Source organism: Streptomyces sp. NPDC048111 (assembly GCF_043202815.1).
Classification (GTDB): Bacteria; Actinomycetota; Actinomycetes; order Streptomycetales; family Streptomycetaceae; genus Streptomyces.
Genome location: NZ_JBIDBD010000002.1, coordinates 329355 through 342943, shown reverse-complemented (window position 1 = coordinate 342943; position 13589 = coordinate 329355). Strand labels below are relative to the sequence as shown.

General features: G+C 73.8%; 12 protein-coding genes. 7 read left to right on the top strand and 5 right to left on the bottom strand.

Going from position 1 to position 13589, the window contains the following annotated elements; genetic code table 11:
• Positions 1–156 precede the first annotated feature (156 nt).
• Positions 157–1200 (top strand): LacI family DNA-binding transcriptional regulator, encoded by a 1044-nt coding sequence (locus tag ACGF3I_RS06260; protein ID WP_393129421.1) that lies wholly within the window; start codon positions 157–159, stop codon positions 1198–1200.
• Between the two features lie 65 nt (positions 1201–1265).
• Here the strand turns inward: ACGF3I_RS06260 and ACGF3I_RS06255 are convergent, their stop codons facing one another.
• From ACGF3I_RS06255 to ACGF3I_RS06245, 3 genes are read right to left on the bottom strand one after another with little or no spacing between them, the layout of a single operon-like run.
• Positions 1266–1976, bottom strand: coding sequence for a sulfite exporter TauE/SafE family protein (locus tag ACGF3I_RS06255; RefSeq protein ID WP_393129420.1), 711 nt, complete (start codon positions 1974–1976; stop codon positions 1266–1268).
• Positions 1973–3430: an amidohydrolase family protein gene (locus tag ACGF3I_RS06250; RefSeq protein ID WP_393129419.1), complete on the bottom strand. Its 1458-nt coding sequence runs from the start codon at positions 3428–3430 to the stop codon at positions 1973–1975. Before ACGF3I_RS06250 ends, ACGF3I_RS06255 begins: the two co-directional genes overlap by 4 nt.
• On the bottom strand, positions 3427–4809 hold the full coding sequence (locus ACGF3I_RS06245; protein WP_393129717.1) for a uracil-xanthine permease family protein: 1383 nt from the start codon (positions 4807–4809) through the stop codon (positions 3427–3429). The genes ACGF3I_RS06250 and ACGF3I_RS06245 overlap by 4 nt, the downstream gene beginning before the upstream one ends.
• A 707-nt stretch (positions 4810–5516) precedes the next feature.
• Between ACGF3I_RS06245 and ACGF3I_RS06240 the strand changes: the two genes are divergently transcribed.
• The 6 genes from ACGF3I_RS06240 (at position 5517) to ACGF3I_RS06215 (ending at position 11231) form a co-directional block, all read left to right on the top strand.
• The gene (locus ACGF3I_RS06240; RefSeq protein WP_393129716.1) at positions 5517–6758 is read left to right on the top strand and encodes an NAD(P)/FAD-dependent oxidoreductase; all 1242 of its coding nucleotides are present in this window, start codon (positions 5517–5519) and stop codon (positions 6756–6758) included.
• 5 nt (positions 6759–6763) lie between these two features.
• Positions 6764–7510 (top strand): DUF1365 domain-containing protein, encoded by a 747-nt coding sequence (locus tag ACGF3I_RS06235; RefSeq protein ID WP_393129418.1) that lies wholly within the window; start codon positions 6764–6766, stop codon positions 7508–7510.
• On the top strand, positions 7507–8823 hold the full coding sequence (locus tag ACGF3I_RS06230) for a class I SAM-dependent methyltransferase (protein WP_393129417.1): 1317 nt from the start codon (positions 7507–7509) through the stop codon (positions 8821–8823). The genes ACGF3I_RS06235 and ACGF3I_RS06230 overlap by 4 nt, the downstream gene beginning before the upstream one ends.
• Complete coding sequence (locus tag ACGF3I_RS06225; RefSeq protein ID WP_393129416.1) at positions 8820–9629, top strand: DUF1295 domain-containing protein; 810 nt, start codon at positions 8820–8822, stop codon at positions 9627–9629. Before ACGF3I_RS06230 ends, ACGF3I_RS06225 begins: the two co-directional genes overlap by 4 nt.
• 265 nt (positions 9630–9894) lie before the next feature.
• The gene (locus tag ACGF3I_RS06220) at positions 9895–10479 is read left to right on the top strand and encodes a sigma-70 family RNA polymerase sigma factor (RefSeq protein WP_393129415.1); all 585 of its coding nucleotides are present in this window, start codon (positions 9895–9897) and stop codon (positions 10477–10479) included.
• Positions 10476–11231, top strand: coding sequence for an anti-sigma factor domain-containing protein (locus ACGF3I_RS06215; protein WP_393129414.1), 756 nt, complete (start codon positions 10476–10478; stop codon positions 11229–11231). The genes ACGF3I_RS06220 and ACGF3I_RS06215 overlap by 4 nt, the downstream gene beginning before the upstream one ends.
• Positions 11232–11308: 77 nt before the next feature.
• On the opposite strand, the gene ACGF3I_RS06210 is transcribed toward ACGF3I_RS06215, so the two are convergent.
• Together ACGF3I_RS06210 and ACGF3I_RS06205 are read right to left on the bottom strand one after the other, a co-directional pair.
• A complete protein-coding gene (locus ACGF3I_RS06210; protein WP_393129413.1) occupies positions 11309–11953 on the bottom strand; it encodes a fasciclin domain-containing protein in 645 nt (214 codons plus the stop codon).
• 487 nt (positions 11954–12440) lie between these two features.
• On the bottom strand, positions 12441–13511 hold the full coding sequence (locus tag ACGF3I_RS06205) for an agmatine deiminase family protein (RefSeq protein WP_393129412.1): 1071 nt from the start codon (positions 13509–13511) through the stop codon (positions 12441–12443).
• Positions 13512–13589: the final 78 nt, after the last annotated feature.

The following is a 13589-nucleotide window of genomic DNA, read 5'->3' as shown; positions in this document are numbered from 1 at the left end:
GGGCCCCGGCGCGGGGCGCCCGCCGGCCCCCCCCCCCCCCCCCCCCCCCCCCCCCCGCCGTCATGCGTGTGCGCACCCGGTTTCGCGCGCGGTGCGGGCTCGGCGAAGATGGGACCACGTCCCGTTGGCCGTCCGAGCACAGGAGTGCCCCCGCAGATGCCCGCTTCCGGTTCCCCTCCCGGTGCCAAGCCGCCGACGATCGCCGATGTCGCACGCGTCGCGGGTGTCTCGCGCACGACGGTCTCGCACGCGCTCAACGGGCTCGGCAAGGTGGATCCGCGGACCAGGGAGCGCATCAAGCAGACCGCCCTCGAACTCGGCTACCGGCCCAACTTGCGTGCGCAGCGCCTGCGTACGGGCCAGGCGAAGGCCATCGCCCTGGTGTCGTCCATGCCGTTCGCGGTGGCCGGCGGGCCGTCGCGGCTCGGGTTCTACATGGAGGTGGCCGCCGCGGCCGCCGAGAGCGCCCTGGTCCACGGCTACGCCCTGGTGCTCGTGCCGCCCGTGCGGTCGGGGTCCGCGCTGTACTCCCTGGACATCGACGGGGCCATCGTCGTCGAGCCGGACGCCGACGACGCGGCAGCGACGCAACTGCGTGAACGGGGGCTGCCGTACGTGGCGTTGGGCCGTCCGGTCGCGCCGGACGACGCGGCGCCGTACGTGGACCTGTGGGGCGACCGGGTCACGAGCGTGCTCCTCGCGCATCTGCGGGAGCAGGGAGCGCGGCACCCGGCGCTCGTCGTGGGCTCCGGCTCGCGGCACTCGTCGGTGGACGCCCGCACCGCGTACGAACGGCTGGCCGCCGAGTACGGCTGGACCCCCGTCGTCGAGGCCTGGCCCGAGACCGGCGGCGAGGACGAGGCGTACGAGCGCTGCGCGGCGCTGCTGGCCGCGCACCCCGAGACCGACGCGGTCTGCGCCCTGGTGGACGCCTTCGCGGTGGGGGCGGTGCGCGCCATCCGGGACAGCGGGCGCTCCGTCCCGGACGACGTGCTGGTCGCCACCCGCTACGACGGGCTGCGCGCCCGCACCTGCCAACCGCCCCTGACGGCGGTCGACCTGCACCTGGACCGGGCCGCGTCCGACGCGGTGGACCTGCTGCTCGCCGGACTGCGTGGCAGCCCGCCCGCACCGCCCGCGGCACCGCCGCCCGCACCGACCCTGGTGGCGCGCGCGTCCTCGCTCAGGCACCGCCCCTGAGCGCACGCCACCCCGCCGGGCCCCCGCGCCGGGCCCATGACCCGGCGCCGGGCCGGCACCGCCCTTCACGCCCCCGCGATGAGCACCGTGCCCGAGACCAGCGCGAAGACCAGCACGAACAGCCGCATCCGGCGGGCGTCGATGCGCTGATGCACCACCCGGCTCAGCCAGGCCCCCACGGCGATAGCGGGCAGCAGGGCCAGGGCCCAGCCCAGATCCGCCGCGTGCCCCCGCCCGGTCGCGAACAGCAGGGCGAGCGAGGCCACTTCACCCACCAGGAAGCAGGCGGCGACGGTCGAGCGGAGCTCGGCGGGGGGCCGGTGCTGGTAGACCAGGGCGAGCGGCGGGCCGCCGACCCCGGTCGCGGTCTCCGTGAGGCCGGTGACCACGCCCGCGCCGACATAGGCGGCCCGGTTGGGCGCGAAGGCCGGCGCCGCCAGGCTGACCAGGGCCGCGGCGACCGTGGCGCCGCCGACGTACAGCCCGATGCTGCGGTCCGGGATCACCCAGAGCAGCGCGAGCCCGCCCGGCGTGGCGGCGAGCCGGGCCACCGTGATCCAGCGTGCGCCGCGCAGATCGAGCGAGGCCCGCTCGCGCCAGGCGACGTACAGATTGAGCGGGATCATCGAGGCGAGGACGAACACGGGCAGCAGCGAGGGATCCAGGATCCCGGCCACGGGTGCGACGACCAGGGCGAAGCCGAGCCCGCTGCCGCCCTGGACGAAGGCGGCGACGGCCACCGTGACGGCCAGCACGATCAGGGTCTGAGGGGTCACTGTGCGGTGCTCCGGTTCCGTGCGGGTGCGTGCTGCGCGGGGACGGGGCCGGCAGCGGTGCGGGGTCGGGCCGCCGCCGCGCGGGCGGCCGTCGAGGTGGGGTGGGCGCGGGTGATGGGCGCTCTCGCGACCGCGGTACGCGCCAGGGCCGCGGCGCGGCGCACCAGCGCGAGGCCGTCCCAGTCCACGGGCTGTCCGTGCCACAGGCGCAGTCGGCCGCCCACGAAGACCGCGCTGATCTGGTCCCGGTTGCCGCGCCGCACCAGCTCCCAGGGCAGGTCCCAGGACAGCGCGAGCTCCGGTGTGGACACGTCCACCAGCAGGAAGTCGGCCGCCATGCCGGCACCGATGACACCGGTGTGGCCGCCGAGGCCGACGGCGTCCGCGCCCTTGGCCGTGGCGCGCTCCAGCCAGGTCCAGCCCGCTCCGCAGGACGAGTCGCCCGTGGCCAGCCCGTAGGTGAGGCGCTGGGCGAACTCGGCCGCGTCGGTGAGGCGGAAGCCGTCCCCGCGGGTGCCGTCGCTGCCGATCCCGAAACGGACGCCCCGCTCGGCCAGGGTCGTCGCGGGGGCCACCGCGTTGCCCTTCCACGCGCTGGCGACCGGGTTGTAGCTGACGGCCGTTCCCGTGTCGGCCAGGAGCGACACCTCGCGGGGCGACAGGAGGGTGGTGTGGGCGGCCAGGAGGTGGGGACCGAGGGCACCGATGTCGTGGAGGTGCTCCAGGGGGCGCAGGCCGTGGCGGAGCAGGGACCGTTCGACCGCGGCCAGATGCTCGTTGACGTGCATCTGGACCACCGCCCTCGCCTCGGTGGCCAGGCGGCCGGCCGCGTGCAGGGTGGCGTCGGTGGCGGCCTCGGGGATGGAGACCGCGAGAGAGGGGTGGATCAGCGGATCGTCGCCGTACGCGGCCAGATGCCGCTCGGCCCGTTCGAGCACCGCACGGGAATCGGCGCCGTCACCCGCGTCGTCGCAGATCAGCCCGAGGACGCAGCGGATCCCCGCGTCCCGCGCGGCGCACGCCACGACGTCGGTGTCCACATCGGCGCGGGTGCCCGCGTCGGTGACGGTGGTGAACCCGCCGCGCAGCGACTCCAGCGCGGCGAGCTTCGCGGCCACGTACGCCGACTCCTCGTCCAGAGCGCCTTCGAGCGGCACCCACACCCGGCGGAAGATCTCCGAGGGTTCGCCGAAGGCGAGGGCCGCGCCGAAGCTCTGGGTGAGGTGGTGGTGGCTGTCGACGAAGCCCGGCATCAGCAGGTGGCCCGGCAGGCGCAGGGCGGTGAGCTGTGGATGGGCGCGTTCCAGTTCCTCGGTCGGTCCCACCGCCGCGAAGCGACCCGCGCGGACGAGCACCGCGTACAGCTCGACGACTCCTTCCGGCAGCAGGACCGCGTCGGGGACGAGGAGGAGGGGGCCGCCGGAGCGCAGCCGTTCCTTGATGAGCTGGTTCATCGGTTGCCTTCGGTGCGCAGATCGGGGCGTACGGACAGCCGACCGGCGAGGGCCGGACCGACGTGGTGGAACAGGACGTTGAGGAGGGCCGCGACGAACGCGCCGACCGCGACGCCGCTTTCGAGCAGGATGCGGACGGTCGAGGGGAAGCCCCGGTAGACGTCGGGGACGAGGATGGGCAGCAGCCCGAGCGCGAGGGCGACGGCACAGATGAACGTGTTGGTGTGCCGGTCGAGATCGCAGCGCGCCAGCATCTGCATGCCCAGCACGGTGATCACCGCGAACACGACCATGGCGGTGCCGCCGACCACCGCGGCCGGGACGACGCTGATCGCCCGGGTCACCGGCGCGAGGAACCCGATCGCGATGAGCACCACGCCGGCGGCGGCCGTGACGTAGCGGCTGCGCACCCCGGTGACGCGGACGATCCCGATGTTCTCCCCGCTCGTCACCATCAGCGGCATGCCGAACACCCCGCCGAGCGCCGAGACGAGCGCGTCCCCGCGGATCGTCCTGGGCACGGCCACCCGCTGATCGATCTCCTTGCCCACGGCCTCGGCGTTGATGACGGTCTGGCCGGTGGCCTCGGCCATCGACGCCAGGCTGTACAGCATGAGCGGCAGGGCCGCCAGCACGTCGAACCGCGGCGAGCCGAACGGCAGGAGCCGCGGCACGTCGAGCCAGCCGCCCTGGCTCAGGTGCCCGAGACCCACGTCCCCGAGCAGGAGCGCGAGGACCGTCCCGGCGATCAGGCCGAGCATGACGGACAGTTGACGCAGGACGCCCCGCAGGAGCAGATGGCCGAGGACCGTGAATCCGATGGTCGCCAGGCCCAGTCCGAGCCGGCCCGGATCGGCGAAACCGGCCTCGCCGGGGCGCCCGGTGACCAGGCCCGCCCCCACCTTCACCAGATTCACGCCGACGATGACGATCATCGTGCCGATGACGAGGGGCGGGAAGTACTTCAACAGCCGTGCGAAGACCGGCAGTACGGCGAAGGTGAAGAGCGCCGTGAGGATGACCGCGCCGGTCGCGACGCGCAGGCCGTGTTCGCCGGCGATGGCCAGGAACAGCACCAGCGGCGCACCTCCCGGCAGCATGACGAACGGCAGCCGGGGCCCGAACTTCCACACACCGAGCGACTGGATCAGCGAGCCGATGCCGGAGAGCACGAAGGCGGCCGAGAGGAGGTCGACCGTGAGGCCCGCGTCGAGCCGCAGGGTGGCGCTCATCAGGAAGATCGCGGAGATGGGTGTCGCGGCCATGACCAGGACGTGCTGAAGGCCGAACAGCAGGATCCGCCCCAACGGGCGTGACGCGTCGACGGGGTGGGAGGTGTCGCTGTGCGGTGCCGGTGCCGGGGCCGTGGCGGCCGGCACGGCGGGGGCCGGGGAGTCGGGGGTGGTGGCGGGGGCCGGGGGTGGGGTGCGGCGGGGACGGGACACGTGCGAGCTCCGTTCGGGTCGCGAGCGCGGAATTCGGCCGTGGACCGGCCCGGACGGGAGCCACACACGATCGGCCAAATCGATTTGGCCGCCAGTATGGGGAGCCCGGAGAAGCGGCGTCAAGGGTGGGGAGCCGGGGATGCCCGGGGTCGTTGGGCGGGGCTCGGCGACTCGGAGCGTTCCGGACGGGCTGCCGGGTTGGCGGCCCTCGGTGCGAGAAGGGCCGGGCCACGAGGTTTTTTCACCTGATCGGTAAAGCCACCAATCCGCGGCGGCGGCAGGACCGAAGTCCACGCGTGAGGGACGAGGAGAAGGATCAACCAGTACGGCCGTTGCCGCCGCGCTCGGCGCCGCCCGCGGACACGGGCACGGCCCCCGCGGACACGGGCACGGCCCCCGCGCGCGACGGCGTCGGCCGCCCGCCCGTACGGCAGGGCCCGGAGGACGCCCCGGCTCATGCTGACGGCGTCGGCCGCCCGCCCGCTGGGCAGGGCCCGGCGGACGCCCCCGTCCAGGACCCCGGCGCGCAGGACACCCCGGTCGCACGCCGGCCCCGCGGGGGCGCCGGTAGTGCGAGTGCGCCGGGAAGCGCACGGCCCACGGGCGGCGGCGGCGCGGGGCACCTCCCCCGCACGGCCGTCATCGGCAGCGGGGTCGCGGGCCTGACCGCCGCGCACATCCTGAGCAAGGCCCACCACGTGACCCTGTACGAGGCCGACGACCGGCTCGGCGGGCACGCCCACACCCACGACCTGACCGCTCCCGGCGGCGGCACGCACCGCGTCGACTCCGGCTTCATCGTGCACAACCGGCGCACCTACCCCCACCTGCTGCGCCTGCTGCGCGAACTCGGCGTCGCCACGCAGGAGTCGGAGATGAGCATGTCCGTGCGGTGCGAGGGCTGCGGGCTCGAATACGCCGGCTCGCGCGGCCCGCGCGGACTGTTCGCCCAACCCCGCAACGCCCTGCGCGGCCCCTACCTGCGCATGCTCGCCGAGGTGCCCCGCTTCCACCGCGCCGCCCGCTCCCTGCTGGCCCGGGGCGGCGCCGACGACCTGCGCACGCTCGGCGCGTTCCTCGACGACACCGGCTTCTCGCCGTACTTCCGGGCCCACTTCATGACGCCGGTGGTGTCCGCCGTGTGGTCCTGCGACGCGGAGACGGCCCTGAGGTATCCGGCCGCGTACCTGTTCCGCTTCCTCGCCCACCACGGCCTGCTGTCGGTGACCGGCTCACCGGTGTGGCGGACGGTGACGGGCGGCTCGGGCACCTACGTCGAACGGATCGCCGCCGGCCTCCACGAGGTGCGCACCGCCACCCCGGTACGCACCGTGCTCCGCCACGCCGACCACGCCGAGGTGACCGCGGACGACGGAACCACCGACTCCTACGACCACGTCGTCCTCGCCGCGCACCCCGATCAGACCCTGCGGCTGCTCGGGGACGCGACCCCGGACGAGAAGGAGGTACTCGGCGCCTTCCCCTACTCCCGCAACACCACGCTGCTGCACACCGACACCTCCCTCCTGCCGCGTGCGAGCGGCGCCCGCGCCTCCTGGAACTATCTGATGCCGGACTGCCGGGCCGGCGCCGACCGGGTACGGGTCAGCTACGACATGAACCGGCTGCAACGCATCGACGCCGAGCGCACGTACGTGGTCACCCTCGGCGGCCAGGACCGTGTCGACCCCGCCCGGGTGCTGGCCCGCATGACCTACGAACACCCGGTGTACACGCCCGAGTCGGTCGCCGCCCAGCGCCGGTTGCCCCAACTCGCCACGTCCGTAGCCGTGTTCGCGGGGGCCTACCACGGCTGGGGGTTCCACGAGGACGGCTGCCGGTCCGGCGTCGAGGCCGCTGCCGCGCTGGGGGTGCGGTGGTGAGGGCCGTGTCCCGCCGTCCGGCGCGGACGGGTTCGTCCGCCCTCTACCCGTGCGTGATCACCCACGTACGGCGCTCGCCCTCGCGCTACACCCTGCGGCACCGGACCTACCTGTGGCTCGTGGACCTCGACCGGCTGCCCGTACTGCCGCGTCCACTGCGCCCGCTCGCCGGTTTCCGCGCCCGCGACCACTTCACGGGCCGTGCCCCCACGATCCGGGCGGCGCTCGACGGCTTCCTCGACGAGCACGGCATCGACCTGGCGGGCGGCCCGGTGCTGATGCTCGGCCATGCCCGCTTCTGCGGATACGTCTTCAACCCCCTTACCGTGTACTGGTGTTACGGCCCCGACGGCGCCCTGCGCTGTGTGGTGGCCGAGGTGCACAACACCTACGGCGAACGCCACGCCTACCTGCTGCACACCGACGCGGCCGGGGCCGCCACGGTGGACAAGGACTTCTATGTGTCGCCGTTCCATCCGGTGGACGGCCACTACGACATGCGCCTTCCACCGCCCGGCGAGCACCTGCGTCTGTCGATCCGGCTCCAGCGGCCGGGCGCGGCGCCGTTCACGGCCGCGGTGCACGGCACGCGCCGCGAGGCGACCGTCCCCGCGCTGCTGCGGCTGGCGCTGCGTCACCCCTTCCCGACCCTGAGGGTGTCCCTGGCCATCCGCGCCCACGGCATCCGACTGTTCCTGCGGGGCCTGCCGGTGCAGCCGCGCCCCGGCCGTACTCCGGAGAGTGCCTCATGACCCCAGCAGAAGCCCCCGCCACCGCCCGCCGGCACACCCCGGCCGCGCCCATCGCCGCAGCCGACGCCGGACGCCGGCTCGGCGTGGCTCCCGCGCCCAGGGCGCCCTGGCCGGTGCGGCCCGTCACCGCCGCGGTACTCGAACACGCCCTGCGGCACCTGCCGTTGCGCCTGCGGTACGCCGACGGCACCGCCATCGGCCTCGGCGGCCCGGTCCTCGACGTGCGCGACCCCCGTGCCTTCCACGCCCGCGTCGGCAGGCGCGGGCTCATCGGGTTCGGCGAGTCGTACATGGCGGGGGAGTGGGACGCGCCGGACCTGGTCGGCGCCCTCACCGTGCTCGCCGCGAACGCGGCCGACCTGATCCCCGCGCGCATGCAGCGGCTGCGCGGCCTGTGGGCACAGCGTCAGCCCCGTACGCAGCGCAACACACCGCACGGATCGCGGTCCAACATCAGCCGCCACTACGACCTGTCCAACGACCTGTTCGCGCTGTTCCTCGACGAGACGCTCAGCTATTCCGCGGCCCTCTTCCGGGGCTTCCCGTCCGACTGGTCACAGCTGGCCACGGCCCAGCAGCGCAAGATCGACCGCCTGCTCGACCTGGCCGGCGTCCAGGAAGGCACCCGTCTCCTGGAGATCGGGACGGGCTGGGGGGAACTCGCCCTGCGGGCCGCCGCCCGCGGCGCGCACGTCACCTCGCTCACCCTCTCCCGCGAGCAGCGCGAACTCGCCCTGGCACGCGTGGCCCGGGCGGGCCTCGCCGACCGCGTGAGCATCGAGCTGTGCGACTACCGCGAGGCGCGCGGCACCTATGACGCGGTGGTCAGCGTGGAGATGGTCGAGGCGGTGGGCGTGGAGTTCTGGCCCGTCTACTTCCGCACCCTCGACGAGCGTCTGGCGCCGGGCGGGCGCGCCGCCCTCCAGGCCATCACGATGCCGCACGAGCGGATGACGGCAGCCCGTCACACCCACACCTGGATCCAGAAGTACGTCTTCCCCGGCGGCCAGATCCCCTCCACCCGGGCCATCGAGCACACCGTGCGCGAGCACACCGGCCTGTCGGTCGCCGCCCGGGACGGCTTCGGCGCCCATTACGCGGAGACCCTGCGCCTGTGGCGCGAACGCTTCGCCGAACGCGCCGACGAGGTCGCGGCCCTCGGCTTCGACGAGACCTTCCGCCGCCTGTGGACCTTCTACCTCGCCTACTCCGAGGCCGGATTCCGCTCCGGATACCTCGATGTGCAGCAGTACCTGTTCACCAAGGCCGACGCCGTCACCGCCGACGGACACCGGCAGCCGGAGGAGCGATGAACCCGTTCGCCTGGGACGCCTTCGCGCAGGGGCTCGGCTGGACCGCCGTCACCGCGCTCGCCGTCATGCTCGCCACCTTCGCCATCGCCCTCGTCCTGGGGGTGCACCGGGTGGTCGACGTGGCCTGGGGAGCGGCCTTCGCCGCGGTGGCCGTGGTGAGCCTCGCCGTATCGGCGGGCGAGGGCGACGGGGCCCGGCGGCTCCTGGTCACCGCCCTCACCGTCGTGTGGGGACTGCGGCTCGCGGTGCACATCGCCCGCCGGGGCCGGGGCCACGGTGAGGATCCGCGGTACGAGGCGATGCTCGGCCGCGCCCCGGGCAACCGGAACCTGTACGCGCTGCGCATGATCTACCTGCTCCAGGGCGGCCTCGTATGGCTCGTGTCGCTGCCCGTGCAGGCCGCCCAGTACGCGCCCCGGCCGCTGTCCGCCCTTGCCTGGGCCGGCGCGGCCCTCTGGCTCGTCGGCCTGTTCTTCGAGGCTGTCGGCGACGCCCAACTGGCCCGCTTCAAGGCGGACCCCGCCCACCGCGGGCGCATCATGGACCAGGGGTTGTGGCGGCTGACCCGGCACCCCAACTACTTCGGGGACTTCTGCGTGTGGTGGGGGCTGTTCCTGATCGCCGGTGACGGCGGTTGGCGGGCCGCCGCGGTGTCCGTCGTCTCGCCGCTGGTGATGAGCGCTCTCCTGATCAAGGGCAGTGGCAAGCGGCTGCTGGAGCGGCACATGGCGGGCCGGCCCGGCTGGGACGCCTATGCGGCCCGCACCAGCTCCTTCTTCCCCTGGCCGCCACGCCGCCCCCGGTGACCGGCCCCCGGGCTGCCGTACCGGTAGCGGTGAACAGAACAGCCCCCGGGCTGCCGTGCCGGTCGCGGTCAACAGCCCCGGGCTGCAGTGCCGCTCGCAGCGGACGGGGGAGGCGCCGGGCCCCGAGCCCCGCCCCGGCCCGATGTCCACGACCCGCGGAGCGCCGGTCCCGTCCTGCGCGAAATTCTCCACGCGTCGCGGCAATCCTTTGGTGCGTCGGCTCCGAATCGTTGGTGTCGCATTCGTATTCCAGGAGGATCACCGCGTGAACGAAGTGGTGCACATCGGCAAAACCCCCTCCGCCGGGCCCGACCTGCCCACCCTGCTGGAACGGGTGGCCCAGGGCGACCAGCGTGCCTTCAGCTCCCTGTACGACGCCGTGGGCGGCTCGGTGCTCGGGGTGGTGCGTGCCGTCGTGCGTGATCCGGCCCAGTCGGAGGAGGTCGCCCAGGAGGTCCTCGTCGACGTGTGGCGTACGGCCGCGCGCTACCGGCGCGACCGCGGCAGCGTCATGAACTGGGTGCTCACCCTCGCCCACCGCCGCGCCGTCGACCGGGTCCGTTCCGCGCAGGCCGCCACCGAACGCGAACACAAGGCGGCCCTGCTGGCCCAGACCCCGGCCTTCGACGAGGTGGCGGAAGAGGTGGACCGCCGGCTGGAGCGCGAACAGGTGCGCCGCTGTCTGCGGACGCTCACCGAACTCCAGCGCCAGTCCGTGACGCTCGCCTACTACCGCGGCATGACCTACCGGGAAGTCGCCGAACTGCTCACCGTGCCGCTGGGCACCGTGAAGACCCGACTGCGCGATGGGCTGATCCGGCTGCGCGACTGCCTGGGGGTGACGGCATGACCAACGCCGAACTGCACACACTGACCGGCGCGTACGCGCTGCACGCCCTGACGGAGACCGAACGCGCCGAGTTCGAGGAGCACCTGCGGGCCTGTGAGGGATGTGCCCAGGAGGTACGGGAACTGAGCGCCACGGCGGCCAGGCTCGGCCTCGCGGTGTCGGTGACCCCGCCCGTGGAACTCAAGGACGCCGTCCTGCGGCGGATCTCCGTGGTCCGCCAGGAACCCCCGCACACCCCGGCCGCCCCGGGGGCCGCCGGAAACCGCCGGCGCGGCGCCCGCTGGTCCCGCTACGCGCTGGCCGCCTGTCTCGCGGCGGCGGCCGCGCTCGGCGGGGTCGCGGTCTGGCAGCACCAGCGGGCGACCGACGCCCAGGAGCGGGCGGACGCGGCACAGCGCCAGTCCCAGCAGCTCGCCGACGTCCTCGCGGCACCCGATGCGAAGGCGGTGACCGGCACCCTGCCGGACGGCGCGAGCGGCACCCTGGTGGTGGCGCGCAGCAGGAACCAGGCCGCCTTCGTGGCCTCCGGGCTCCAGCGTCCCCCCGCCGGCAAGGTCTACCAGCTGTGGTTCAACGACCAGGGCACCATGCGCTCGGCGGGCCTGATGAACCCAGCCCGGTCCACCGAGGCCGTCCTGCTGAACGGGCCGGTCGACCGGGCCTCGGGCATGGGCATCACCCTCGAACCCGCGGGTGGCTCCACCGCACCCACTTCCGCACCCCTGGCCCTGATGAACTTCGCCACCGCCTGACACCTCCGAACGCACCACGGGCGGGCCGCCGATGCGGCCCGCCCGTGGTGCGTTGCTCAAGTCCCTTACGCCAGCGGTTACTTGGGCATCAGGACGCTGTCGATGATGTAGACGGTGGCGTTGGCGGTGGGAACGTTGCCGCAGACCACGTTGGCGCTGTCGTTGACCTTGTAGGCGGTGCCGGAGCCGGCGGTGGTGACCTTGCTCTTCTCCAGGGTGTCGAAGGAGCCGTTCTCCAGCTGCTTGGGGGTGAGCTTCTGGCCGACGACGTGGTAGGTCAGGATCTTGGTGAGCGTGGCCTTGTCGTTGAGGACCTTGTCCAAATCGGCCTTCGGGATCTTCGCGAAGGCGTCATTGGTGGGGGCGAACACCGTGATGTTCTGGGCGTTGTTGAGCGTGTCGACCAGGCCGGCCTTCTTGACCGCGGCAACCAGTGTGGACAGCGCCGGGTTGTGCGAGGCGGCGGTGGCGACCGGGTCCTTGGCCATGCCGTCGAAGGAACCGGCACCGTCCTTCGGCACGGCCGCACACCCCGGGCCGAACGGCTTGTCCGTCATCGAGGCGTCGCCCGTGGAGGACTGGGTGGCCGGCGGGGCCGCCTCGGCGGTCGAAGCGGAGCTGTCCTTCTTGCCGTCGTCACCGCCGCACGCGCTGAGCGCGAGCGGCAGCACGGCGGCGGCCGAGACGGCGATGGCGGCACGACGGAAACGCAGGGCATTCATGGTGACTCCTGGAGTGTGTGGAGCGTGAAGGGGGAGATGGGCGGCGGTGCGGGCTCGACAGGGGCACGCACGGGGGTCGCGTCCGGCCGCCGGGGCCGTCGGGATCGTCGGCGGCCGATGGCGGCACCGCCCACCGCGCTCACCGGCCCCGCATCGGGCCGCACCTCGGGCCGGGACCGGTTCCGCGACGGCCGGCGCGGCGAACCCCGCGAGCAGTCCGGACAGGGCGGCCGGCACAAGGCGCGTACCTCGGCTCGGAATCTTCATCACGGCTCGTATTCGGAGCCGGAGCACATCGGGATTGGTCACTCACCCGGACGAGTGCCCCGGGCGCGGCGGGCTGACGGCGCCGACCAGGAGGAACGGGTCCGCGAACGGCGAACGGCCGGCCCGGCGCCGACCGGGACGGGGGCTCGGCGGGCTGACGATGGGGGGCGAGAACACGGAGCTCAGGATGGCGGTCGCCGGCACGCCGCCACCCGGCGGCTCACTCGGCGGGACTGCCCGGCTGCTCGTGGGTGGCGCAGTGGATGCCGCCACCGCCGGAGGCGATGGCGTCGATCTCCACCATGACGACATCGCGTTGCGGGAAGTGCTCCCTGAGGATGCCCCTGGCCCGGTCGTCGGCCCGCGCGTCGCCGAAACGGGGCATGAACACGGCGCCGTTGGCGACGTAGAAGTTCGCGTACGTGGCGACGAAGTCGTCGCCCCGGCCGGTGATCCTGTCGAGGTCCGGCTGCGGCAGGTCCACGACCTCAAGTCGCTTGCCCCGCGCGTCCGTTGCCTCCCTCAGCACTGACCGGGCCTGGTCCGCCGCCCGGGACCACACGTCCGGCGGGCTGCCCGGGAAGGCTCGGTCGACCAGGACCACCCCCGGTGCGGTGAAGCGGGCGATGCTGTCGACGTGGGCGTCCGTGATGTCCTCGCCCCGTACCCCGGCCGGCCAGATCACCTTCCGCACCCCGAGGCTGCTCCTGAGCTCCGCCTCGATCCGGTCCCGCGTCATGCCGGGGTTGCGGTTGCCGTTGACCACCGAGCTCTCGGTGACCAGCAGCGTGCCCTGCCCGTCCGTCTCGAACGAGCCGCCCTCGGCGACCAGCGGCGCGTCGGCCCGGGGGATCCCGTACCGCGCGAGCACCGACCGGCCGATCCGGGCGTCGTGGGCGTGGACCTGCTTGCCGCCCCAGCCGCTGAAGTGGAGATCGACGCCCAGGAGGTCACCGTCCTCCTCCACGAAGACCGGCACCGTGTCCCGCGCCCACAGGTCGTCCACGGCGAGTTCGATCACCTCGACCCGGGAACCGCACGCCCGCTGTGCCGCCGCCCGCTGACCGGGCCTGGCCATCAGCACCACCGGCTCGTACTCGCCGACCGCCCGCGCCACCCGAGCGACGTCCGCACGCACGGCGGCCAGATCGTCACCCCACAGCTCCTCCAGGGCCGGCCACGCCATGAACGTACGGGCGTGGCTGTCCCACTCCGCGCCCAGGCGCCGGCCCGCCGTCCGCTCGTCGGCCGCGCGGAGTCCGGTGGGACGGCGCGGGGAGGAAGGGGTCATGGTGAAGCTCCTGCCTGGTGCTGGGGGTGCAGGGGCGCGGCGGACCGCGGTGTCGCTCGCCCGCCGCCCCCCAACAGC

What these genes read in the sequence shown, in the direction of transcription:
- ACGF3I_RS06260 (WP_393129421.1), top strand. Translation starts at nt 157, where the DNA reads ATGCCCGCTTCCGGTTCCCCTCCCGGTGCCAAGCCGCCGACGATCGCC.
- ACGF3I_RS06250 (WP_393129419.1), bottom strand. Translation starts at nt 3,430, where the DNA reads ATGAACCAGCTCATCAAGGAACGGCTGCGCTCCGGCGGCCCCCTCCTC.
- ACGF3I_RS06230 (WP_393129417.1), top strand. Translation starts at nt 7,507, where the DNA reads ATGACCCCAGCAGAAGCCCCCGCCACCGCCCGCCGGCACACCCCGGCC.
- ACGF3I_RS06225 (WP_393129416.1), top strand. Translation starts at nt 8,820, where the DNA reads ATGAACCCGTTCGCCTGGGACGCCTTCGCGCAGGGGCTCGGCTGGACC.
- ACGF3I_RS06215 (WP_393129414.1), top strand. Translation starts at nt 10,476, where the DNA reads ATGACCAACGCCGAACTGCACACACTGACCGGCGCGTACGCGCTGCAC.
- ACGF3I_RS06210 (WP_393129413.1), bottom strand. Translation starts at nt 11,953, where the DNA reads ATGAATGCCCTGCGTTTCCGTCGTGCCGCCATCGCCGTCTCGGCCGCC.
- ACGF3I_RS06205 (WP_393129412.1), bottom strand. Translation starts at nt 13,511, where the DNA reads ATGACCCCTTCCTCCCCGCGCCGTCCCACCGGACTCCGCGCGGCCGAC.